19 protein-coding genes and 1 pseudogene are annotated in these 22,533 nt (G+C 72.1%); 14 read left to right on the top strand and 6 right to left on the bottom strand.

The genetic code is table 11. From position 1 onward, the window contains the following. The 3 genes from secF to OG992_RS09575 all read left to right on the top strand — a co-directional run bounded on the left by secF (position 1) and on the right by OG992_RS09575 (position 4,565). Entirely contained in the window at positions 1–1,200 is a 1,200-nt protein-coding gene (gene secF, locus OG992_RS09585; RefSeq protein WP_238683006.1) for a protein translocase subunit SecF, read from the top strand. A gap of 78 nt (positions 1,201–1,278) precedes the next feature. Continuing rightward, entirely contained in the window at positions 1,279–1,845 is a 567-nt protein-coding gene (locus tag OG992_RS09580; RefSeq protein WP_238683007.1) for an adenine phosphoribosyltransferase, read from the top strand. 197 nt (positions 1,846–2,042) lie between these two features. Next, a complete protein-coding gene (locus OG992_RS09575) occupies positions 2,043–4,565 on the top strand; it encodes a bifunctional (p)ppGpp synthetase/guanosine-3',5'-bis(diphosphate) 3'-pyrophosphohydrolase (protein ID WP_112584552.1) in 2,523 nt (840 codons plus the stop codon). A 97-nt stretch (positions 4,566–4,662) separates the two neighbouring features. Here OG992_RS09575 and OG992_RS09570 read toward each other — a convergent pair whose 3' ends face one another. Together OG992_RS09570 and OG992_RS09565 are read right to left on the bottom strand one after the other, a co-directional pair. Beyond that, entirely contained in the window at positions 4,663–5,505 is an 843-nt protein-coding gene (locus OG992_RS09570; RefSeq protein ID WP_238683008.1) for a peptidylprolyl isomerase, read from the bottom strand. Positions 5,506–5,564: 59 nt separating this feature from the next. After that, positions 5,565–6,449 (bottom strand): peptidylprolyl isomerase, encoded by an 885-nt coding sequence (locus OG992_RS09565; protein ID WP_238683009.1) that lies wholly within the window; start codon positions 6,447–6,449, stop codon positions 5,565–5,567. A 270-nt stretch (positions 6,450–6,719) separates the two neighbouring features. On the opposite strand from OG992_RS09565, the gene OG992_RS09560 reads away from it, so the two are divergent. From OG992_RS09560 to OG992_RS09550, 3 genes are all read left to right on the top strand, one after another. Then, on the top strand, positions 6,720–7,430 hold the full coding sequence (locus tag OG992_RS09560) for an MBL fold metallo-hydrolase (RefSeq protein ID WP_030488361.1): 711 nt from the start codon (positions 6,720–6,722) through the stop codon (positions 7,428–7,430). Between the two features lie 72 nt (positions 7,431–7,502). Further along, a complete protein-coding gene (gene hisS, locus OG992_RS09555) occupies positions 7,503–8,831 on the top strand; it encodes a histidine--tRNA ligase (protein WP_266303014.1) in 1,329 nt (442 codons plus the stop codon). A 71-nt stretch (positions 8,832–8,902) separates the two neighbouring features. Next, complete coding sequence (locus OG992_RS09550) at positions 8,903–9,844, top strand: acyl-ACP desaturase (protein ID WP_181518646.1); 942 nt, start codon at positions 8,903–8,905, stop codon at positions 9,842–9,844. Positions 9,845–10,026: 182 nt separating this feature from the next. Here the strand turns inward: OG992_RS09550 and OG992_RS09545 are convergent, their stop codons facing one another. Further along, a complete protein-coding gene (locus OG992_RS09545) occupies positions 10,027–10,545 on the bottom strand; it encodes a PaaI family thioesterase (RefSeq protein ID WP_266303013.1) in 519 nt (172 codons plus the stop codon). A 55-nt stretch (positions 10,546–10,600) separates the two neighbouring features. On the opposite strand from OG992_RS09545, the gene OG992_RS09540 reads away from it, so the two are divergent. Together OG992_RS09540 and OG992_RS09535 are read left to right on the top strand one after the other, a co-directional pair. Further along, positions 10,601–11,077 (top strand): helix-turn-helix domain-containing protein, encoded by a 477-nt coding sequence (locus OG992_RS09540; protein WP_266303012.1) that lies wholly within the window; start codon positions 10,601–10,603, stop codon positions 11,075–11,077. Positions 11,078–11,434: 357 nt separating this feature from the next. Further along, complete coding sequence (locus OG992_RS09535) at positions 11,435–12,481, top strand: S1 family peptidase (protein WP_238683013.1); 1,047 nt, start codon at positions 11,435–11,437, stop codon at positions 12,479–12,481. A gap of 87 nt (positions 12,482–12,568) precedes the next feature. On the opposite strand, the gene OG992_RS09530 is transcribed toward OG992_RS09535, so the two are convergent. Further along, the gene (locus OG992_RS09530) at positions 12,569–13,192 is read right to left on the bottom strand and encodes a DUF998 domain-containing protein (RefSeq protein WP_266303011.1); all 624 of its coding nucleotides are present in this window, start codon (positions 13,190–13,192) and stop codon (positions 12,569–12,571) included. Positions 13,193–13,310: 118 nt separating this feature from the next. Further along, the gene (locus OG992_RS09525; RefSeq protein WP_238683015.1) at positions 13,311–14,045 is read right to left on the bottom strand and encodes a DUF998 domain-containing protein; all 735 of its coding nucleotides are present in this window, start codon (positions 14,043–14,045) and stop codon (positions 13,311–13,313) included. A gap of 154 nt (positions 14,046–14,199) precedes the next feature. On the opposite strand from OG992_RS09525, the gene aspS reads away from it, so the two are divergent. From aspS to OG992_RS09505, 4 genes and pseudogenes are all read left to right on the top strand, one after another. After that, the gene (aspS, locus tag OG992_RS09520; protein ID WP_266303010.1) at positions 14,200–16,005 is read left to right on the top strand and encodes an aspartate--tRNA ligase; all 1,806 of its coding nucleotides are present in this window, start codon (positions 14,200–14,202) and stop codon (positions 16,003–16,005) included. A 97-nt stretch (positions 16,006–16,102) separates the two neighbouring features. Next, a pseudogene (locus OG992_RS09515) lies at positions 16,103–16,694 on the top strand (sugar nucleotide-binding protein). Positions 16,695–16,761: 67 nt separating this feature from the next. Then, positions 16,762–17,361: a helix-turn-helix domain-containing protein gene (locus OG992_RS09510; RefSeq protein ID WP_266303009.1), complete on the top strand. Its 600-nt coding sequence runs from the start codon at positions 16,762–16,764 to the stop codon at positions 17,359–17,361. 55 nt (positions 17,362–17,416) lie between these two features. Next, a complete protein-coding gene (locus OG992_RS09505; RefSeq protein ID WP_266303008.1) occupies positions 17,417–18,703 on the top strand; it encodes an MFS transporter in 1,287 nt (428 codons plus the stop codon). A gap of 37 nt (positions 18,704–18,740) precedes the next feature. Here OG992_RS09505 and OG992_RS09500 read toward each other — a convergent pair whose 3' ends face one another. After that, positions 18,741–19,481: a GNAT family N-acetyltransferase gene (locus tag OG992_RS09500; RefSeq protein ID WP_266303007.1), complete on the bottom strand. Its 741-nt coding sequence runs from the start codon at positions 19,479–19,481 to the stop codon at positions 18,741–18,743. Positions 19,482–19,621: 140 nt separating this feature from the next. On the opposite strand from OG992_RS09500, the gene OG992_RS09495 reads away from it, so the two are divergent. Both OG992_RS09495 and OG992_RS09490 read left to right on the top strand, forming a co-directional pair. After that, positions 19,622–19,843, top strand: a complete 222-nt coding sequence (locus OG992_RS09495; protein WP_238683020.1) for a hypothetical protein — start codon at positions 19,622–19,624, stop codon at positions 19,841–19,843. Between the two features lie 74 nt (positions 19,844–19,917). After that, positions 19,918–21,456 (top strand): replication-associated recombination protein A, encoded by a 1,539-nt coding sequence (locus OG992_RS09490; protein ID WP_238683021.1) that lies wholly within the window; start codon positions 19,918–19,920, stop codon positions 21,454–21,456. Positions 21,457–22,533 lie beyond the last annotated feature (1,077 nt).

The raw sequence follows: 22,533 nt of genomic DNA, 5'->3' as shown, positions 1-22,533 counted from the left end.
ATGGCTGAAAACGGTCTGGCGAGCCGCCTCTACAACGGCGAGGCCGGTCTCAACATCGTCGGTCGACGCAAGCTCTGGTTCGGCGTCGCCGGGCTCCTGGTCCTGATCGCGATCCTCAGCTTCTCGATCCGTGGGTTCAGCCTGGGCATCGAGTTCGCCGGCGGTAACTCGTTCCAGGTGCCGGCCAGCGTCGGCACCCTGGACGACGCCGAGCGTGAGGTCAACTCGGCCCTCGCCGCCGAGAACACCGGCGTCACGGTGGCCACCACGCAGAAGGTCGGCGGCCCGGGCGGCGACTCCTACGAGCTGCGCACGCCGCAGCTCACCGCCGAGCAGGCCACCGCGGTCAAGGCCCAGATCGCCGAGGACCTCGGCATCAGCGCCGACCAGATCAGCGACAACCAGGTCAGTGAGGCCTGGGGCAGCCAGGTGACCGAGCGTGCCGTACTCGGTCTGGTCATCTTCATCGCGCTGGTGATGGTCTACCTGATCCTGCGCTTCGAGTGGCGGATGGCAGTGGCCGCTGTCGCCTCGCTGATCACCAACCTGATCCTCACCGCCGGCATCTACTCGCTGGTCGGCTTCGAGGTCACCCCGTCGACGATCATCGGCTTCCTCACCATCCTGGGCTTCGCGCTCTACGACGTGGTGGTGGTCTTCGACAAGGTCCAGGAGAACACCCGGGGCATCACCGCCAACAACAACCAGACGTACGCCGAGGCGTCCAACCTGGCCATCAACCAGAGCCTGATGCGGTCGTTGAACACCTCGGTGGTCGCCCTGCTGCCGGTCGGCGGTCTGCTCTTCATCGGTGCCGGCCTGCTCGGCGCCGGCACGCTGAAGGACCTCGGTCTGGTGCTGTTCGTCGGTATGGCGGTGGCGTTCCTGACCTCCATCCTGGTGGCCACCCCGCTGCTGGCGCTGCTGAAGAACTACGACCCGCGGATCCAGGCGCACAACAAGCGCGTCCTGACCCGGCGGGGCGCTGTCGGCCGCGGCGAGGTCACCGGTAAGGGTGCTGCCGCGAGCCCGGTGGCCCAGGCCGACGCGACCGACGAGCCGGTCGACCAGGACGCCGCCGCGTTGGCCGGTGCCGCCCCCAAGGTGGGCGCTCGGCCGACGGGCAAGCGGCCCACCGGCGCCCGGGGCGGTCGCCCGGGTGGCGGCGGCAACCGGCCGGGTGGCGCCAAGCGGCGCTGACCCGACAGGAAACACCCGAACGGCGTCCGGCATGCTGTTGCCGGACGCCGTTCGTCGTCGAAGGAGAGCGAAACAGCCGTGACGGAGACCCACAGCACCGCAGCGCGCGGGGACAGTGGCCCGGAGGTCGCCCGACTGGTCGCCAGTCGGGTGCTGGACGTGCCCGACTTCCCCAAGCCCGGCGTCATGTTCAAGGACCTGATGCCACTGTTCGCCGACGGCAAGGTCTTCCGTGAGGTGATCGACGGGATCGTCGCGTACCACGGGCGGGACGCCTTCGACGTGGTGGTCGGCATCGAGGCGCGCGGGTTCGTCGTGGCGGCGGCCATCGCGTACGCGACCGGGGTGGGCGTGGTGCCGGTGCGGAAGGCCGGCAAGCTGCCCCGCCCGGCGCACTCGGTCTCCTACGAGCTGGAGTACGGCGAGGCCACCCTCGAAGTGCACGAGGACGCCTTCACCGCCGGGCACCGGGTCCTGGTGGTCGACGACGTGCTGGCCACCGGTGGCACCGCCGAGGCGACACTGGACCTGGTCGAGCGGGCCGGCGGCACCGTCACCGGCTTCACGGTGCTGTTGGAGCTCGGCTTTCTGGGCGGGCGCGAGCGACTGGCGCCGCGTCCTGTGCACGCCCTGTTGACCGTTTGAACCGGTCGATACTCTGCTGACCGTTTGATCCGGGACCCGTCGGATGGACCCGGCGCCGACCGTCCGGCGGAGCGGCAGGGGGCCGTCCGTGCGGGTAGCATTGCCCTTTGCTGACGCCGGCGGTATCCCGTCCGGCGAGCGAGACCAGGCCGGCCGATCTTCGGCCGGCGTGTTTCCGGCGAGCGGTGAGGAGGCCGGTGTCCCACGATGTCGTCCCTCCGGCGGAGGGCACGGTGCACCCGACAGGCGACGCTGACGGCTCGGTGACCGACCGGACAGGCGACGCGCCGGCCCGGGTGACGGGCACCGGCAACGGCTCCGGCCGGGCTCCCGGCGAGAGCGCGGTGCGTCCGACCAGCGGCCCGCCGAGCGCCGAGGCGTCCCCCGGCGCCGATGGCGTCGTGGTGCCGTTCCCGACCGACGCGGGCATCGACCCGTCGCCCAGCGGTGGCTTCGGGCTGTCCAACGCGCCCACCGGTCGGCGGGTCCGGGCCAGGCTGGCCCGGTTCAACGCGCCCTGGCAGACCTCCCAGGTCAGCGAGGTGCTGGAGCCGCTCATCGCCAGCCACCGGGACAACCACCCCAAGGCGGACGCCCGGCTGCTCCAGCGCGCCTTCGACACGGCAGCGCGGTGGCACTCCGGGCAGTACCGCAAGTCCGGTGACCCCTACATCACCCACCCGCTCGCGGTGGCGACCATCCTCGGCAACCTGGGGATGGACACCACCACACTGGTCGCCGCACTGCTGCACGACACCATCGAGGACACCGAGTACACCCTCGACCAGATGCGGGCCGACTTCGGTGGCGAGGTCGCCCTGCTGGTCGACGGCGTCACCAAGCTCGACAAGGTCAAGCTGGGCGACGCGGCGAAGGCCGAGACGATCCGCAAGATGGTCGTGGCCATGGCCAAGGACCCGCGGGTGCTGGTGATCAAGCTGGCCGACCGGTTGCACAACATGCGCACCCTGACCTTCCTGCCCCGCCCCAAGCAGGAGCAGAAGGCCAAGGAGACGCTGGAGATCCTGGCGCCGCTGGCGCACCGGCTCGGTATGAACACGATCAAGTGGGAGCTGGAGGACCTGTCCTTCGGCACGCTCTTCCCGAAGCGCTACGAGGAGATCAACCGGCTCATCGGGGAGCACCAGCCGCAGCGTGAGGCGCTGCTGCGGCAGGTGACGCAGAAGGTGCAGACCGACCTGAAGGCCGCCAAGATCAAGGCGGAGACCACCGGGCGGCCGAAGCACCTCTACTCGATCTACCAGAAGATGATCGTGCGGGGTCGCGACTTCAACGACATCTACGACCTGGTCGGTGTGCGGATCCTGGTCGACACGGTTCGCGACTGCTACGCGGCGCTGGGGGTCATCCACGCCAACTGGCAGCCGGTGCCGGGCCGGTTCAAGGACTACATCGCGATGCCCAAGTTCAACATGTACCAGTCGTTGCACACGACTGTCATCGGGCCCACCGGCAAGCCGGTGGAGATGCAGATCCGCACGTACGCGATGCACCGCACCGCGGAGTTCGGCATCGCCGCGCACTGGAAGTACAAGGAGCACAAGGGCACTCAGATCGTCGGCCCGCCCGCGCACATCGACGAGATGACCTGGCTGCGGCAGTTGCTCGACTGGCAACGGGAGGCGGCCGACCCGAGCGAGTTCCTCGACGCGCTGCGCTTCGACCTGTCCAGCCAGGAGGTGTACGTCTTCACCCCGAAGGGTGACGTCATCCCGCTGCCGACCGGGTCGACACCCGTGGACTTCGCGTACGCGGTGCACACCGAGGTCGGGCACAAGTGCATCGGGGCGCGGGTCAACGGCAAGCTGGTGCCGCTGGAGTCGACGCTGTCCAACGGCGACGTGATCGAGATCTTCACGTCGAAGTCCGAGACGGCCGGCCCCACGCAGGACTGGCTGGGCTTCGTCAAGAGCCCGCGCGCCCGGACGAAGATCCGGCAGTACTTCAACAAGGAGCGGCGCGAGGAGGCGATCGAGGCCGGCAAGGACGCGATCGTCAAGGCGATGCGCAAGCAGGGCATGCCGTTGCAGCGGATGCTCACCTCCGACGCGTTGATGTCGATCGCCCGCGACCTGCACCTGGCCGATGTGGCCTCGCTCTACGCGGCGGTCGGCGACAGCCAGGTCTCCGCCCAGTCGGTGGTGCAGAAGCTGATGGCCGCGTACGGCGGCGAGGAGGGCGCGGCGGAGGACATCGCCGAGACCGCCGTCGCCACCCGACCGCCGCGCAGCCGGCAGAGCAGCAGCGACCCGGGCGTGGTGGTCCGGGGCGTCAGCGACGTCTGGATCAAGCTGGCCCGCTGCTGCACACCGGTCCCACCGGACTCGGTGTTCGGCTTCGTCACCCGCTCCGGCGGGGTGAGCGTGCACCGCGACGACTGCGCCAACGCCGAGGACCTGCGCGCGCAGAGCGAGCGGGTCGTCGAGGTGAGTTGGAAGCTCACCTCCGCCTCGACGTTCCTGGTCGCCATCCAGGTCGAGGCCCTGGACCGGCACAAGCTGCTGGCCGACGTCACCCGGGTGCTCTCCGACGAGCGGGTCAACATCCTCTCCGCCACCGTCACCACCACCCGTGACCGGGTGGCCGTGAGCCGGTTCAGCTTCGAGATGGCCGACCCGAAGCACCTCGGCCACCTGCTGGCCACGGTTCGCAAGGTCGACGGCGTCTTCGACGCCTACCGGGTCACCTCCGGGGCCTGACACCCACCGGGTCAGTTCCGCGGCTCGACGCGTACCCCGAGAACGCGACAGCGCCCGCCGGCTCAGCCGGCGGGCGCTTCGTCGTGCGCGCGGGGGGTCAGCCCTGCGGGTTGCTCATCGTGAGGTCCTTGATGATGACCTCCTTCTTCGGGTGGCCGCCGCCGGCCTGCTGGGCGAACGCCCCGTCGTCGCCGGCCTTGGCCACGTCCTTGACCAGGTCCAGGCCGCCGGTGATGGTGCCCAGCACCGTGTACGCCGGGTCCAGGGGCGAGTCGCCGTAGACGATGAAGAACTGGCTGCCGGTGCTGCCCGGCTGACCGGAGTTAGCCATCGCGATGACACCCTCCGGGTACGGCGGGCGCTTGTCGGTGGGCAGGTTCTCCTCGGGCAGGCGGTAGCTCGGGCCGCCCTGGCCGTCGGTGGGGCGCCAGCCGTTGCCGGTGGCGCTGGGGTCACCGCACTGCAACACCTTGATGCCCTCGGTCACCAGGCGGTGGCACTTGGTGTTGTCGAAGAAGTTCTTCTCCGCGAGGTGGGTGAAACTGCCCGCCGTGCACGGCACCAGCGACCTGTCGACCTTGGCGGTGATCGGGCCGAGGTTGGTGTCGATCGTCATGGTCTGGACGCCCTTGGCGGACTGCTGGTTGCTCGGCGAACCCACGTCCTTGATCTGCGGGGGCCGCTGCTCGGTGGGCACCGCGTTGTACACGCACTCGGCCGCGCCCGCCGCCGGCGCGGCGGTGTCGCTCTTGTCGTCGTCGTCGCCGCCGAGGCTCACCGCCAGCCAGACGGTGCCGGCGACCACGAGCACCAGCGCGGCAGCCGCGCTGACGATCGCCGTCGTCTGCCGGCGCTTGCGGGCCTTGGCCGCACGCTCGGCCATCTCCTTCTCGAGCCGGGCGCGTGCCGCCGCGCGCTGCCGCTCTCTGGTGGACGTCACGCCTGGATCCTCCTGGCTGTTTGCTGCTGGGTGCCGCTTGGGTGGGTGGTGGCGTCCGGTCAGCCGGCGCTCGGGCTGCTGGCCGGGGTGCCGGAGGCCGAGGGAGCCGGTGCCGCACCGGTGACCGGCTCACCGACCGTGAGGCTCTGGATCGTCACATCGGTGCTGGGCTTGATCTTCGCCCCGGTCCCATTGTCCACGGTCGGGAGGGCGCCGATCTTCTCCACCACGTCCAGCCCGCCGGTCACCCGGCCGATGACCGGGTACTTCGGGTCGGCGGTGGTGAAGTCCTTGAAGAAGATCAGGAACTGGCTGCCGTTGCTGCCCGGCGGGTTGGAGACCATCGTCACCGTGCCCTTCGGGTAGGTCGGGGGCTGCCCGGGGGCCGGACTGGCCGACGGCGACGCCGACGGCACGGTCGGCACCTCCTCGTCGTAGAACGAGTAGGTCGGCCCGCCAAGACCCGTGCCGCTGGGGTCGCCGCAACGCAGCGCGCCCTCGGCGGTGATCTCGTGGCACTTGGTGTTGTCGTAGAACGACCTGCTCGCCAGGTGGGCGATGCTCGCCGCCGCGCACGGAGAGTTGGTCAGGTTCAGTTCCGTGGTGATCGGAGCGCCCTGGTTGGTGGTCACCGTCATCGCCCGGGTGCCGTCGGTGGGCAGATCCTTGGTGGCCGGAGTGCCGACGTCCTTGAGATTGGTGTTTGCCGTCGCGTCCTGCGGCGTCCAGAGGCAGGTGTCCTCCGCGGCCGTGTTCTGCTTCGGGTCGGAGTCGAACGCCCCGAGCGCCCAGGCTGAGCCGGCCACTACCAACACGAGGATCAGAGCGGCGCCAACTCCGGCCTGGATCTGCCGTCGGCGCCGCGTCGAGGCGGCCCGGCGAGCCAACTGCCGGTCGAGCTTGGCCCGCGCCAGTTTGCGCTGCCGGTCCCTGCTGGAAGCCACTCGTGCTCCCCTTTCCTCTACCTGGTCGTCGCCGGCGGCCGGTCGCCCCGGCCCGTCCGGGCGTCACGTGTGCCGCGCCACACGCCCGCCAGAGTGTACGGCTAGTCACTGAGAATGTGGTGTACGAGGTCCACCCCGTTCCGAGCAGCGCTTATCGGAGGTTGTCACTGTGCCGTGCGGGACCCGTGGGACGGACGCGGCAAACTCGCTCGGCGCGCCCGATAGGCTGCTGTGCAGGACGACAGCTGCTCGACGGAAAGGACAGCGCCCGTGCTCGTGGCCGGCTTTCCCGCGGACGCCTTCGGCACCAACTGCTACGTGGTTGCCACCGCGCCGGGGGAGCAGTGCGTGGTGGTCGACCCCGGCATCGGGGTGCTCGACCAGCTCGACGCGCTGCTCGCCGAGCACCGCCTGCATCCGGCCGCCGTGCTGCTCACCCACGGCCACCTCGACCACACCTTCTCGGTCGCGCCGGTCTGCGGTGCGCGCGGCATCACCGCGTACGTGCACCCCGGTGACCGGGAGATGCTGGCCGACCCGTCCAAGGGCCTCTCGACCGATCTGACGTCGCTCTTCGGCGGCCGGTTGAGCTACACCGAGCCGGAGGACGTGGCGGAGTTGACCGACGGCGCCACCCTCACGCTCGCCGGCCTGGAGATCGCCGTCGACCATGCCCCGGGCCATACCGGCGGGTCGGTGCTGTTCCGGCTGCCGGGCGCCGGGTCGAGCTGGGAGGCTGACGAGCTGTGCCTCTCCGGTGACGTCCTCTTCGCCGGGTCGATCGGCCGCACCGACCTGCCGGGCGGGAGCATGCCGGCCATGCTCACCAGCCTGCGCGACAAGATTCTTCCGCTGGCCGACGACACCGTCGTGCTGCCCGGCCACGGCCCCAGCACCACCATCGGCCGCGAGCGCGCCAGCAACCCGTACCTCATCGAGGTGGCTGGCACGTCGCCGGCCGCTCCCACCCGGGGCCTCTAGATCTTCCGTCCGCGCCGCGCGCGGACCCACGACACCACCGCGCCACGGCGCGGCACCGCAAGGAGTACGCCGATGAGCAAGCCCACGCCCATCTCCGGCTTCCCGGAGTGGACCCCCGGCCAGCGGATGATCGAGCAGTTCGTGCTCGACAAGATCCGGGCCACCTTCGAGCTGTACGGTTTCGCGCCGCTGGAGACCCGCGCCGTGGAGCCGCTGGACCAGCTGCTGCGCAAGGGCGAGACCTCGAAGGAGGTCTACGTGATCCGGCGGCTGCACGCCGACGCCGAGGGTGCCGGTGGTGACGACCAGCTCGGCCTGCACTTCGACCTGACAGTGCCGTTCGCCCGGTACGTGTTGGAGAACGCCGGCAAGCTGAGCTTCCCGTTCCGTCGCTACCAGATCCAGAAGGTGTGGCGGGGCGAGCGGCCGCAGGAGGGCCGTTACCGGGAGTTCGTCCAGGCCGACATCGACATCGTCGACCGGGACACCCTGGCCGCGCACCACGAGGCGGAGATGCCGCTGGTCATCGGGGACGCGCTGCGCTCGTTGCCGATCCCACCGGTGACGATCCAGGTCAACAACCGCAAGATCTGCGAGGGCTTCTACCGGGGCATCGGGCTGACCGACCCGGAGGCGGCGCTGCGGGCCGTCGACAAGCTGGACAAGATCGGCCCGGCGAAGGTGGCCGAGCTGCTGGCCCAGACCGCCGGGGCGAGCGAGGCGCAGGCCAAGGCGTGCCTGGCGTTGGCCGAGATCTCCGCCCCGGACGCCTCGTTCGCCGACGCCGTCCGGGCGCTCGGGGTGAGCGACCCGCTGCTCGACGAGGGCATCGAGGAACTGGTCCGGGTGGTGGACACCGCCGCGGAGCACTCGCCCGGCCTCTGCGTGGCGGACCTGCGCATCGCCCGTGGGCTGGATTACTACACGGGCACCGTCTACGAGACCCAACTGCGCGGCTACGAGCGCTTCGGCTCGATCTGCTCCGGCGGCCGGTACGACAACCTGGCCAGCGCCGGCGCCGTCTCGTACCCGGGGGTGGGGATCTCGATCGGCGTGACCCGGCTGCTCGGGCTGCTCTTCGGGGCGGGGGAGCTGTCGGTCTCGCGGGAGGTGCCGACCGCCGTGCTCGTCGCGGTGACCAGCGAGGAGCACCGCACTGCCAGCAACCGGGTGGCCGAGGCGCTGCGGCGGCGCGGGGTGCCGACCGAGGTGTCGCCGAGCGCGGCGAAGTTCGGCAAGCAGATCCGCTACGCCGAGCGGCGCGGCATCCCGTACGTCTGGTTCCCCGGTGCCGACGGAGCGCCGGACGAGGTGAAGGACATCCGCTCCGGTGAGCAGGTCACGGCCGGTGCGGGGGAGTGGACGCCACCCCTGGGAGACCTCAAACCCACTGTCGGTTGAGTGTCCCCACTGGCGCTGACGGCCGCGGGGACCTACGGTAGCGTAAGTTACGCCACCGTAGGGAGTTTCTCGTGACCGTCAGCACCACAGTGAGCCAGACCGCGCTGCTCGTCGAGTTGGAGCCGGTTGTCGCACGCAACCTGGACCGCCACCTCTCGCTCGCCAAGGAGTGGTTCCCGCACGAGTACGTGCCGTGGAGCGAGGGGCGGACCTTCGACGGGCCGCTCGGCGGCGAGGCGTGGTCACCGACCGACTCCACCATCCCGGACGTGGCCCGCACCGCGCTCATCGTGAACCTGCTGACCGAGGACAATCTGCCCTCGTACCACCACGAGATCGCCACCCTGTTCGGTCGCGACGGCGCGTGGGGCACCTGGGTGCACCGGTGGACCGCCGAGGAGGGTCGGCACGGCGTCGCGATCCGCGACTACCTGACCGTCAGCCGGGCTGTCGACCCGGTGGCGTTGGAGCGGGCCCGGATGACGCACATGTCGGAGGGCTACACCAACGCCCACGGCGACGAGGTGCTGCACTCGCTGGCGTACGTCTCGTTCCAGGAGTTGGCCACCCGGATCTCGCACCGCAACACCGGCAAGGCCACCGGCGACCCCACCTGCGAGGCGCTGCTGGCCCGGGTGGCCGCCGACGAGAACCTGCACATGGTCTTCTACCGCAACCTGCTCGCGGCCGCGTTCGAGCTGGCTCCGAGCCAGGCCATGCGGGCCGTCGCCGACGTGGTGGCCGACTTCCAAATGCCCGGCAGCGGCATCGACGGGTTCGCCCGCAAGTCGGTGGCGATCGCCCTGGCCGGCATCTACGACCTGCGCCAGCACCGCGACGAGGTGCTGCAGCCGGTCCTGCGTCAGTGGGACGTCTTCAACGTGACCGGCCTCAACGCCGACGGCGAGGCCGCCCGCGAGCAGCTCGCCGCCCAGCTGGAGAACCTGGACCGCGCCGCGAGCCGCTTCGAGGAGAAGCGCGACGCCCGAGCCGCCCGCCTAGCCCTCCGCTAACCCACCCTGCGCTAACCCACCCCACCCCCCACCCACCCACCCCACCCCCCACCCACCCCACCCCCCCACCCGCCTTGCTCGCGTTGATCAAGAGGTTTCGGTCACCGGAGGCCGGTTTCCTGACGCAAACCTCTTGATCACCGCAGCGGGGGCCGGGGGAGGGGGCGGGGCGGGAGTCGGGGTTAGGGGAGGGGTGGGGGGAGGGGGAACAGGAGGCAGGTGCTGGTGGCGTGGGCTATCAGGCGGTCGGTGGTGTCGGTGATGCGGGCCTCGGCCAGCGCCGTACGGCGGCCGCGTTGCAGCACCGTCCCCTCGCAGCGCAGGGTGCCGCTGTCGACGGTGACCGGGCGGAGGAACTTCACGTTGAGGTCCAGCGAGGTGTAGCCGACGCCGGCGGGCAGCGTGGTGTGCACGGCGCACCCCGCGGCGGTGTCCAGCACTGTCGAGAGCACGCCACCGTGGACGCTGCCGAGCGGGTTGTAGTGGAACTCCTGTGGAGTCAGCTCGACGACGACCCGGCCCTCGTCGGCTTCCATCCTGCTCATGTCGAGAAGGTGCATCACCGGCGGCGCGGCTAGCTCGCCGGCGATCATCGCCCGGAGCATGTCCAGGCCGCTGCGTCGACCGACCTGGGCGGCGTTGACCGACGGGTCCGCCCAGGTGAAGGTGCGGCTGCGCACTGGTTCCTGCGTCTGCGTCATGGACGCAGCCTGGCAGCAGGTTGCTGAGTCTGTCAACGGGATCTAGCCTGGTCGGATGCGACCCGCGGCTCTTGACTGGTCAGTGGAGAACTGCACCATCGCCCGCGCGATGGAGGTCCTCGGTGAGCGGTGGACCCTGGTGGTGCTCCGCGAGGTGTTCACCGGCGTACGCCGCTTCGACGACATGCGGGTGCGCACCGGTATTCCGCGCCAGGTGCTGACCAACCGGCTCGCCAGCCTGGTGGAGCAGGGTGTGCTGAGTCGCGAGCCGTACCGGGAGCCCGGCAGTCGGCTGCGCCACGAGTACCGGCTCACGGAGAAGGGCTTGGATCTGTGGCCGGTGCTGGTCGCCGTCCTCGGTTGGGGGGACCGGTACCTCGCCGACGCGGAGGGCCCGCCGCTCAGTGTCACGCACCGCGACTGCGGCGCGGAGGTGCGCGCCGAGCTGCGCTGCGCCGACGGGCACGACGTGGGTCGGCCCCGCGACGTGGTGCCCAGTCCGGGCCCCGGCGCCCGTCGCCGTACCTCCTGATCCGAGCCCGCCGCACTCCCTGACGCGCGGCGGCCGCCGCACGCTCCGGCCCGGCCGTGCCCTTCGGCGTGCGGCGGTACACCCGACACCCGGGTCGGGAAGACATCGATGACCGTGCGCGTCGAAAGTGTGGCGGGTGTCGGTTGGGTGTGACGGTGGCTGTTCACCAGCGTGTCGGGGGTGTTGCGGCCGTGCGACCAACCGACATCGGTGAATCCGGGCGAATCCAAGCCTTGTTAATGATCTTAAGTATGTGAATACTTCAGTTTCACCAGGCCGGTTTCCCCAGATCGGCCGGGTTGCCCTCGGGTCAGCCGCCCCCGGCAGACCCGCTCCCCCGCCCAGGAGGTTTGTTACATGCGACCCACGAGGTCCTCATTCCGCGTTGCGGCCACAGTCGCCGTTTCCGGAACCCTGGTTGTCGGCTCGCTCATCGGCGCGCCGGCTCAGGCCGCTCCCGCCGCGTCGCCCGACAGCGCCGCCGCGATCTCCGCGGAACTCGGCGACCGCTCCGCCGGCTCGTACATCGACGCCAGCGGCAAGTCCGTCGTCACCGTGACCGACGCGGCCGCCGCCAGCAAGGCGAGCAAGGCCGGCGCCGTCGTCCGCTACGTCACCCGCGGCGCCGCCGAGCTCAACCGGGCCACGGCCGAGCTGGAGCGCTCCGCCAAGATCCCGGGCACCGCCTGGTGGAGTGACCCGGTCACCAACCAGGTCGTCGTCTCCGTCGACAGCACCGTCACCGGTGCCAAGCTGGAGCGGGTCAAGGCCGCCGCCGCGCGGGCCAACGGAGCGGTCCGGGTCGAGGCCGAGGCGGGCGTGCTGAGCACCCGGATCTCCGGCGGCCAGGCCATCTACGCCGGCGGGGGCGGGCGTTGCTCGCTCGGCTTCAACGTGCGCAGTGGCAGCACCTACTACTTCCTGACGGCCGGGCACTGCACCAACATCTCGGCCAGCTGGTACTCGAACTCCGCCCAGACCTCGCTGCTCGGCTCCCGTACCGGCACCAGCTTCCCGGGCAACGACTACGGCATCGTGCGGCACAACAACTCGGCCAACGCCGCCGGTAACGTCTCCCTCTACAACGGCAGCTTCCGGGACATCACCGGCGCCGGCAACGCCTCCGTGGGCCAGTCGGTGCAGCGCTCCGGCAGCACCACCGGCCTGCGCAGCGGCTCGGTGAACGCGACCAACGCCACTGTGAACTACGCCGAGGGCTCGGTCTCCGGTCTGATCCGCACCAACGTCTGCGCCGAGCCGGGCGACAGCGGCGGCTCGCTGTTCGCCGGCGGCACCGCCCTGGGTCTGACCTCCGGTGGTAGCGGCAACTGCCGCACCGGTGGCACGACCTTCTTCCAGCCGGTCACCGAGGCGCTCAGCCGCTACGGCGTCAGCGTCTTCTGATCCACGCACCGCTCGCGGGCCGCCGGAACTCTCCGGCGGCCCGCGTCGTGTTGACAGCCACCGGACACCGAGCGAACGCGACGACCCTCAGCCGGGCCCGGACGGTAACGGTCGCCGCCGGGAGGCCAGCACGGCAGCCAGCGGTACGCCCGCCTCGGCGGCCGCCGCCAGCCGCTCGGTCAGCCCGATCCACGCCCCGCCTGTGAAGAACTCGACGGCGAACCAGCCGACCAGCGCGAGGAGGACCGCCGCCGCCGCGAGTGCCAGCCGGCGTACGAAAGCCGGCGGGTGGCGGTGCTCCCGGTCGAGGGACGGCCTCGCGCGACGGGGCACCGCCAGGGCCGGCCAGACCGCCAACGCTCCGAACGCCACACCGGCGGCCACGGCGTGTGTCGTCGAGTCACCGGTCGGGCGCTGCGGGAACGCGACCAGGACCAGGGTCGCCAGCCCGCCCAGCGCGAGTAGCGCTCGGCCCGCCGGCGCGGCGCTGACCAGGCCGAGCGCGGTCGTCAGGTGACAGAGGCCCAGGCCGGCCAGCCCGACCGTCATGATCCAGCGATGGTCCGCACCCGTGGCGGCGAGCGCGCTGATGGTCTGCCGCACTGGGTCGAATCCGTCGGACTGGGCCGCCTGCGCCACTGTCCACCCGCCGACGAGGAACAGGGGTGCGCCACCGGCCGACAGCAGGGCCCAACGGGGAACGGCAGACATCGGGCGATCGTAACGATCCGGCCGGCGTGGTTTGCGGGCCGCGTGTTCGGGCGGACCGGCCGACGGTGCGGACGCCGGAGCGGGCGAGGGAGACGAGGAGTTCAGGTGGGACGACGACTCACGGCAGCAGGTCGGGGCGTCCGGGGGTTGGCCCGCTCGGTGGTCCGAGCGGGTCCGGGGGTACGACGCCGATGGTCGGCAGGTCCGGGCCGACGCGTACGGTGCCGCCGGTCGACCAGGCGAGGTGCGCCCGCCGGGCGGAGAGGACGGCCAACAGCGGCCACAGGGAGACGGCCACCGCCGTCACCCGCTCGGCCAGCCCGGTGCGGGACCCGCTGGTCACCTCGAACGCGCACCAGCCGAAGAGCGCGAGCAGCACGAGCGTGGCGCTCAGCCCGACCGCCCGGCGGAACGCCCAGGGCGGCTCCGGTCGGGTGGGGTGCTCGGTGTCGTGACCGCGCGGCAGTCGCAGTGCCGAGCCGGCCGGCCAGAGCACCAGGGCGAGGACGGCCACCGTCGCCGCGACGCCGTGGCTGAGCGAACCGCCGACCGGCGGCCGGGGAAAGGCGACCAGCGCGATGGTGGCCACGCCACCGATCGCGAGCAGGAAGCGGCTGGGAAGCCCGGCCGCGTGCAGGACGGCGGCGACCGACAGGTAACAGCAGCCGAGCAGCACCAGGGCCACCACCATGATCCAGGCGTCGGTGGCGTCCTGTCCTGCCAGCTCGCTGATGGTGTCCCGGACCGGGTCGTACCCGACGGGCTGTCGGGACTCCGCCACCGTCCAACCGGCCACCAGCAGCACGGGCGCCGCCGCCGCCGTGGCGACGGCCCAGTTCGGTACGGGCCGCATTTCGCCACGTTAACCGGCGCGGCCGCCGGGGGAGTCGGGTTCGCCGGTCCACCCCACCAGCGAATCGTGCCGGCCTGCCGGGTGCCCGGAGGCGGGGCGGCCACCCCTGACAGAATGCCTGTGAGGACTGTTCCACGATGAGGAGTTGCCAGCCGTGATCCGTACCCACAATGCCGGAAGCCTGCGCGCCGCGGACGCCGGCTCGACGGTGACGCTCGCCGGCTGGGTGGCCCGCCGCCGCGACCACGGCGGGGTCATCTTCGTCGACCTGCGCGACGGTTCCGGTGTTGTCCAGGTGGTGTTCCGCGAGGAAGATGCGCACGCGCTGCGCAACGAGTTCTGCGTGAAGGTCGTCGGCGAGGTGACCCGCCGCCCGGCCGGCAACGAGAACCCGGAGCTGCCCACCGGCGAGGTCGAGGTGACAGTCGTCGAGCTGGAGGTGCTCTCCGAGGCGGCGCCGCTGCCGCTGCCGGTGGACGACCAGATCGAGGCCGGCGACGACATCCGACTCCGGTACCGCTACCTGGACCTGCGCCGCAGCGGCCCGGCGAACGCGCTGCGGCTGCGCTCGCGCGCCAGCCAGCTCGCCCGGGGTGTGCTGCACGAGCGGGACTTCCTGGAGATCGAGACGCCGACGCTGACCCGCTCGACGCCGGAGGGCGCCCGCGACTTCCTGGTGCCGGTGCGGCTTCAGCCCGGCAGCTGGTACGCGCTGCCGCAGTCGCCGCAGCTGTTCAAGCAGCTGCTGATGGTCGGCGGCATGGAGCGGTACTACCAGATCGCCCGCTGCTACCGCGACGAGGACTTCCGCGCCGACCGGCAGCCGGAGTTCACCCAGCTCGACATCGAGATGTCGTTCGTCACCGAGGACGACGTGATCGACCTCGGTGAGGCGATCGTCTCGACGCTGTGGAAGGACCTGGCCGGGCACGAGATCTCCGGGCCGATCCCACGGATCACCTGGCACGACGCGATGGCCCGGTACGGCTCGGACAAGCCGGACCTGCGGTACGGCGTCGAGTTGACCGAGCTGACCGAGTACCTGCGTGGCACCGAGTTCCGGGTCTTCGCCGGGGCGATCGACGCGGGCGGCTACGTCGGCGCTGTGGTGATGCCGGGCGGCGCGGCGCAGAGCCGCAAGGAGTTGGACGGCTGGCAGGACTGGGCGAAGGCGCGTGGCGCGCGCGGCCTGGCGTACGTGGTGCTGGACGCCGAGACCGGCGAGGCGCGCGGCCCGGTGGCGAAGAATCTCTCCGCCGAGCACCTGGCTGGGCTGGCCGACGCGGTCGGCGCCAAGCCGGGTGACGCGGTCTTCTTCGCCGCGAGCGCCACCACGCGGGAGGCGCAGGAGCTGCTCGGGGCGGCCCGCGTCGAGATCGCCAAGCGGTCCGGCCTGATCGACGAGAGCGCCTGGGCGTTCTGCTGGGTGGTCGACGCGCCGATGTTCGAGCGCACGGACGAGGGCGGTTGGACGGCCGTGCACCACCCGTTCACCTCGCCGAACTCGGAGTGGGTCGACCGGTTCGAGGACGCTCCGGACCGGGCCCTGGCGTACGCGTACGACATCGTCTGCAACGGCAACGAGATCGGCGGCGGGTCGATCCGTATCCACCGGGGTGACGTGCAGAAGCGGGTCTTCGACCTGCTCGGCATCACCCCGGAGGAGGCGCAGGACAAGTTCGGCTTCCTGCTGGAGGCGTTCAAGTACGGCGCCCCGCCGCACGGCGGCATCGCCTTCGGCTGGGACCGGGTCTGCATGCTGCTCGCCGGTGCCGACTCGATCCGTGAGGTCATCGCCTTCCCGAAGACCCGGGGTGGCTTCGACCCGCTGACCAGCGCACCCACCCCGATCACCGCCCAGCAGCGCACCGAGGCCGGCATCGACGCCAAGCCCAAGCCCGCCGCAACGGCCCACACCGGAACGGCCGGCCCCGCCGCCCCGGTGGCAGACCCGGTCTGACCCGCCCGCTCCTGCTTGGTTGATCAAGAGGTTTGCGTCATCATCGCCCCGCGAGATGACGCAAACCTCTTGATCGTCAGTGGGGGAGTGGGCGGGGATGCGGGTGCTTGTTGTCGGGGGTAGTGGGCTACTCGGGCGGTCGGTCTGTCGGCGGGGCCTCGGGGCCGGGTGGTCGGTTGTGGGGACGTTCCACTCCGGTGAGATCGACGTGCCGGGGGTCGCGGCACGACGGCTGGACGTGACCGACCGGTCCGCCGTGCGTGCGCTGGTCGCCGAGGTGCGGCCGGACGCGGTGGTCGGGACCCCCTATCGGTACGGGGACTGGGCGGTCACCGCCGACGGGGCGGCGCACGTGGCGCTCGCCGCCGCCGAGGTGGGTGCCCGGCTGGTGCACGTGTCCAGCGACGCGCTGCCCGATCGACGTCACCGACCTGGCTGACGCCGTGCTGGAGCTGGTCGCCTCGACGTACGCCGGTGTGCTCAACGTGGCCGGCCCGGACGCGGTCAGCCGTGCCGAGCTGGGCCTGCTGGTCGCCGAGCGGTACGGCCTGGACCCGGCCGGGCTGAGGACCACCACCAGCGCGGCCACCGGTCTGGTCCGTCCCCTGGACGTACGCCTGGATTCCGCGCGCGCCGCCGCCCTGCTGCGCACCCGGCTGCGCGGAGTACGCGAACTCCTCGCCCACTGAACGACGCATGCACACTTCTTGTGCATAACTCTTGTGCACAAGAAGTGTGCAGCGATAGTGTGCAGTCATGGAGACCCCTTCACCCAGCGGTCCGGTCGAACCGCGCCGGGTCCATCTGGACAACCAACAGGTCCGCACACTGGCTCACCCGCTGCGGATGAGACTGCTCGGTTCTCTTCGGGTCGATGGCCCAGCGACCGCCACCGCCCTGGCCGAGAAGCTCGGCACCAACACCGGCGCCACGAGTTACCACCTGCGGCAGCTCGCCGAGGTGGGGCTCGTGACCGAGGACCCCGGCCGGGGCACCAGCCGACAGCGCTGGTGGCAGGCGGCGCACGACATCAGCGACTTCGAGCCCACCGACTTCGACGACGATCCGGACGCCCGCGCAGCCGTGCAGTGGATCCAAGCCGACCAGGTGCGGGTGATGGCCGACCTGGCCGAACGGTGGCTGGCCGTCGAGCACCACCAGTCCCAGGCGTGGCGGGACGCAGCTGGCATGAGTGACCTGGTGCTGCCGCTCGATCCGGCCCGGCTGAGGGCCCTCAACGACGAGCTGTGGACGGTGCTGATGCGCTACCGCGACGAAGCCTTGACCGATGCCCCGGACGTCAAACCCGTGCACGTGTTCCTGGCCGGCATCCCGCGTCTGGACGAGCGCTGGTGAGCGCGAGGAGTGAGCCGGGTTTGCGAGCCCCGCGGTCGCGAACGGAGGTGTCGTCGTGAGCGCGCTGACCGTACGCCAGGTTCGGCGTCGTTACCTCACGCTCTACGGTCTGCGCTGGCTGCCCACGGGTCTGATGATCCCGGTGATGATCCTGCTGATGCAGGAGCGCGGCCTGTCGCTGCCGCAGATCGGCCTGGTCTCCACGGCGCAGGGGCTGCTGGTGCTGGCACTGGAGTTGCCCACCGGCGGGCTCGCCGACGCCCTCGGTCGTCGACCGGTGCTGCTCGCCGCCGGGGTGCTGAATCTCGCCTCGCTGGCGCTGTTCGCGGTGGCCGACTCGTTCTGGCTGTTCTTCGTGGTCTGGGCTCTGCAGGGCATCTACCGGGCGTTGGACAGCGGCCCGTTGGAGTCCTGGTACGTCGACGCCACCCTGGCCGCCGACCCGGAGGCCGAGTACGAGCGCGGTCTCGGTTACGCCGGCACCGTCATCGGTGGGGCCATCGCCGGTGGCGCGTTGCTCAGCGGTGGTCTCATCGCGCTCGGCCCGATCGGGCGGGTCAGCGCGCTCACGGTGCCCGTGTTGGCCGCCATCGTCGCGCAGGCGGCGGCGCTCGTCGCGCTGGTCGTGCTGCTGGTCGAGGAGCGCCCGGCCACGGGGTTCGCGGCGCTGCGGGCCTCGGTGGTCCAGGCGCCCCGGATGATCGGCCAGGCCGTCGGCCTGCTGCGTCGTTCCCGGGTGCTGCTGGCGTTGGTGGCCGTCGAGCTGTTCTGGGGCTTCGGCATGGTCACCTTCGAGTCACTGCTGCCGGTGCGGCTCGCCGAGGTGATCGGCGACCCGGAACGCGCCGCGGCGCTGCTCGGGCCGGCGAACTCGGCCGCCTGGCTCGCCTCGGCCGCCGGCGCGGCACTGACCCCACTGCTGCTGCGCTGGCTCGGCGCCGCACCGGGTGCGGCAGTGCTGCGCATCCTCCAGGGCGTGACGGTGGTCGGGATGGGGTTGTTCGCCGGGCCGGTCGGCGTGCTGGTGGCCTACCTGGCCTGCTACGCCGTGCACGGCGCGTCCAACCCGTTGCACAGTGGCCTGTTGCACCGGCAGGTCGACGGCCCGTACCGGACCAGCGTGCTCTCGCTGAACTCGATGATGGCGGCACCGGCCGGCGCGCTCGGCGGGGTGGTGCTCACCGCGCTCGCCGCCGCCACCAGCGTCAGCACCGCGATGGTGGTCGGCGGTGTGGTGTTGGCCGTCGCCGCCCCGCTCTACCTGCCCGCCTGGCTGGCCGGGCGTCGGGCCGCCCCGGCCGTCGAGCCGACCGCTGTTCCGGTACCCGCCGCCGACCGTTGAGGAGTGGGCTCCTGGTCCGCAAGGGGCCCACTCCGCGTCAGGCGAGGCGGATCGTGCTGAGCGGGAGGGTGGTGGTGTAGCCGAGCCGGCGGTAGAGCCGCGCCGCGCCGACATTGTGCGTGTAGACGCCGAGCCCCACCATGTCGTGGCGCGCCAGTAGCGCCCGGGTCATCCCCGCGGTCAGGGACGCGCCCAGCCCTCGACCTCGTTGGTCGGGGGCGACGGTCAGGCCGGCGAGGAAGCCGATGTCACCTTGGCTGCGGTCCGCGCCGCACGCCACCAACCGGTCGTCGGCCCGGATGCCGTACCAGTCGACCACCCGTGGGTCGCCCGGGCGGGAGGTGCTGCTGGGGAACGACTCCTGCACGAGCGCCGCCAGCGCCGGCTGGTCGGCGTCGGTGAGACGTACGACCGGCTGCTCGTCCGGCTGCGCCGGCGGCGCCGTGTCGGTCCAGTGGAAGTCCCAGTCGCTGTGCTCGGCCACCGCCAACCGGTCGGCCAGCCGGCCGCGATCGTGTCGGGGCAGGTGCAGCCGTTGTCCGGGCTGGAGCATTCCGTCGGCGGCGAGCGCGACACAGATCTCCAGCGCCGCTTCGGCCGGGCCGATCGCGCAGCCGGCCGGGCCGTACTCCGGCGGGACCAACCACAGCACGGCGCCATCACGCTGGTACGCGTGCGCCGGCACGGCCCGCCCGAGCGCGTGCCGGGCGAACGGGTGATGGCCGACGGCGGCCAGGACGGCGCTCCGGTCCTGGAGCACCCGGTCGTCGATGATCATGCGGTCCAGCCTAGGAGCCGACCGGCGAATGCCTCCGGCGGACCCTCGTGGCGTAGCCATCTCCACCGTGGAGATTGGCGAGTCGACCGATTGGGTACATCACGCGCCGACCTACTGGGAACCCCCACCGGAGGACCGACATGCTCGCCATTCTCGCGGCCATCGTCTTTGGCTTTGCCCTGCTGCTCGACCTGCTCGACACGGACTTCGGCGCACCCGACCTGTTCAACTGGAACACCCTCGTGCTCATCGGGTTGCTCCTCCTCTCGCTCTACCTGGGCGGCGTGGGCAGCGGCCCGCGCGGCGGCGGCGGCGGTGGCGGCGGCCGTTGGTACCGGGGCCGTCGCCCCGGGCGTGGCTGACCGGAACCGATCACCGGTGGCGGGTCCGCGGCGCGATTCCGGCGTCGTGGGCCCGGCCCGGTACTGTCTTCGTGATGGAGTCCGACGCCCTCTTCTCCCTCGGTGAACCCGCCGGGTCGCGCAGCGCGCCCGACGGTCCCGCCGGTGTCGACGGCTTCACCGCGGTGGCCGACGATTCGCCCCTGCCCGTCCGGATGCGCCCGGTGACCCTCGACGAGCTGGTCGGGCAGGAACACCTGCTCGCTCCCGGCGCACCCCTGCGGCAACTGGTCTCCGGCGGCGCTCCGATGTCGGTGATCCTCTGGGGCCCGCCGGGCAGCGGCAAGACCACCATCGCGCACCTGGTCGCCGGGGCCACCGACCGCCGCTTCGTGGCCATGTCGGCGCTCTCCGCCGGCGTGAAGGACGTCCGGGCGGTGATCGAGGCGGCGCGCCGCCAGCGCCGTTCCGGCGGCCCGCAGACAGTGCTCTTCATCGACGAGGTGCACCGGTTCAGCAAGACCCAACAGGATTCCCTGCTCGCCGCCGTCGAGGACCGCACTGTCACCCTGCTGGCGGCCACCACCGAGAACCCGTACTTCTCGGTCATCTCACCGCTGCTGTCGCGGTGCGTGCTGCTCACCCTGCAACCGTTGGACGACGAGGCGGTGCGAGGGCTGCTGCGCCGCGCGGTCGCCGACAAGCGTGGCCTGGACGGCGCACTGGCCCTGACCACCGAGGCCGAGGACCACCTGGTCCGGCTGGCCGCCGGTGACGTCCGCAAGGCACTCACCGCCCTGGAGGCGGCGGCGGCCTCCGCCACGGCCCTCGGCGGCGGCCGGATCGACCTCGCCACCGCCGAGCAGGCCGTCGACGTGGCGGCGGTGCGCTACGACCGCGACGGCGACGCCCACTACGACGTGGTCAGCGCCTTCATCAAGAGCATGCGCGGCTCGGACGTGGACGCGGCGGTGCACTGGCTGGCCCGCATGCTGGTCGCCGGTGAGGACGCCCGGTTCATCGCCCGTCGTCTGGTCATCTTCGCCAGCGAGGACGTGGGCATGGCCGATCCCGGGGCGCTGAGCGTGGCGACGGCCGCCGCGCACGCGGTCGAGTACGTCGGGTTGCCCGAAGCGCAGCTCAACCTCGCCCAGGCGGTGATCCACCTGGCCACCGCGCCCAAGTCGAACTCGGCCACCACCGCCATCGGCGCCGCCATCGCCGACGTCCGGGCCGGTCGCGGTGGCCCGGTGCCGCGAGGACTGCGCGACGCGCACTACGCCGGTGCCCGAGGGTTGGGCCACGGGACCGGCTACCGCTACCCGCACGACGACCAGCGCGGCGTGGTCACCCAGCAGTACGTCCCGGACGACCTGGTGGGCACCGACTACTACCAGCCCAGCCCGCACGGCGCGGAGCGGTCGGTGGCCAGCCGGTTGCCGCTGCTGCGCCGGATCGTGCGTGGTCTGCCGGCTCCGCCCGCCCGCCCGCAGACGCCGACGGCCGAGCCGTCCGTAACGGCGCAGACCGCGCCAGCGCTATCCCCGGGGGCCGCCCGTCCGACGACGGGCACGGGTGCCGCCGGCACGATGCAGGACAGCGGCACCGACGCCGCAGGAGAGGGTCAACAGTGAGATCGCGTGGTGGGGACCGCCCGGACGAGGGCCCGGACGAGCGGCGCGATCCCCGCGCCAAGACCCGCCGTTGGGGTCGCGGCCGGCCGGCTGAGCCCGAGCCGGAGGAGCCGGTCGCCGGCGAGGAGTTCGGCTGGATCGACGACCTGCGCTCGGCCAAGCAGCAACGGACCGAGCTCGGCCCGGACGGTGCGCCGGCGGAACCGAACCGGCCCCGTGGGGGCATGCCGCCGGCAGAGCCGCCGGCACAACCCACCCCGCGTACGCCGGGGGAGCCGGCCGGTGCGCGCGGTAGCGCGCCGGAGTCCTCGGCGCCGCCGGCTCCGCACCAGAGTGAACTGGGCGGTGCCGCCGCCCGTCGACCGGTCGACGGGCCCTGGCCCGGGGAGACGCCGCCAGCGGCTCGTCGCCCGGACAGCCGGCCACCCGCCGCCAACCCCGCACCCGGGCAGCCGCCGCGCCGCGGCGTGCAGCCGGTGCCCGGCGCCCGCGCCGCCGTGCCACAGTCGCCACCCGCCGCTCGCCCGGGCGGGGGTGACCCGGCCGGCCCGCAGGGGCCTCGTCCGGCACCCGACGCGCCCGGCGGCCCGGCCCGTCCGCGCGGTGCGGCAACCCCTCCCGGCCCACCCGTGGGCCCACCGACCGCAGGCCCCCCGGCCGGTCGTCGTCCGGACGCCCCCGCTTCGCCGGCCCGCCGTCCGGACGCCGCTGTTCCGCCGGGCCGTCACCAGGACCCCGCCGCACCCGGCGGTCATCCCGACGCCATGCCGCCGCTGCGCCGTCCGGATGCCGGTCCGCCGGTCCGCCGACCCGGCCCGGAGCAACCTGTCGAACCCGGCCGTGCCCGGCCGCCCGCCGCCGACGGCACGCCCGCCGGTCGCCGCGCCGCAGGCTCGGCACCCGACCCGACGCGGGCCGCCGCAGCACCCGCCGCCCCCGGGCCGGCCCGCTTCGACGGCGCGCCGGCTGGCGTCGTGCCGCCGACCGCGGACGGCCTGCGGCCCGACCCCGCCATCGACCGTGACCCGCGTACCGCCCGGCGTCGTCCGGGCCCGGCCGACCCCGGTGCGCCCGAGC

The sequence above is a fragment of the Micromonospora sp. NBC_00362 genome (assembly GCF_026342155.1).
GTDB lineage: Bacteria > Actinomycetota > Actinomycetes > Mycobacteriales > Micromonosporaceae > Micromonospora > Micromonospora hortensis.
This window is presented reverse-complemented; position numbering and strand designations above follow the sequence as displayed.

Bases quoted from the DNA above. Each gene is read 5' to 3' on its own strand.
- secF (WP_238683006.1), top strand. From the start codon at position 1: ATGGCTGAAAACGGTCTGGCGAGCCGCCTCTACAACGGCGAGGCCGGT.
- hisS (WP_266303014.1), top strand. From the start codon at position 7,503: ATGAGCAAGCCCACGCCCATCTCCGGCTTCCCGGAGTGGACCCCCGGC.
- OG992_RS09545 (WP_266303013.1), bottom strand. From the start codon at position 10,545: ATGACGCAGACGCAGGAACCAGTGCGCAGCCGCACCTTCACCTGGGCG.
- OG992_RS09540 (WP_266303012.1), top strand. From the start codon at position 10,601: ATGCGACCCGCGGCTCTTGACTGGTCAGTGGAGAACTGCACCATCGCC.
- OG992_RS09535 (WP_238683013.1), top strand. From the start codon at position 11,435: ATGCGACCCACGAGGTCCTCATTCCGCGTTGCGGCCACAGTCGCCGTT.
- OG992_RS09530 (WP_266303011.1), bottom strand. From the start codon at position 13,192: ATGTCTGCCGTTCCCCGTTGGGCCCTGCTGTCGGCCGGTGGCGCACCC.
- OG992_RS09525 (WP_238683015.1), bottom strand. From the start codon at position 14,045: ATGCGGCCCGTACCGAACTGGGCCGTCGCCACGGCGGCGGCGGCGCCC.
- OG992_RS09510 (WP_266303009.1), top strand. From the start codon at position 16,762: ATGGAGACCCCTTCACCCAGCGGTCCGGTCGAACCGCGCCGGGTCCAT.
- OG992_RS09500 (WP_266303007.1), bottom strand. From the start codon at position 19,481: ATGATCATCGACGACCGGGTGCTCCAGGACCGGAGCGCCGTCCTGGCC.
- OG992_RS09495 (WP_238683020.1), top strand. From the start codon at position 19,622: ATGCTCGCCATTCTCGCGGCCATCGTCTTTGGCTTTGCCCTGCTGCTC.
- OG992_RS09490 (WP_238683021.1), top strand. From the start codon at position 19,918: ATGGAGTCCGACGCCCTCTTCTCCCTCGGTGAACCCGCCGGGTCGCGC.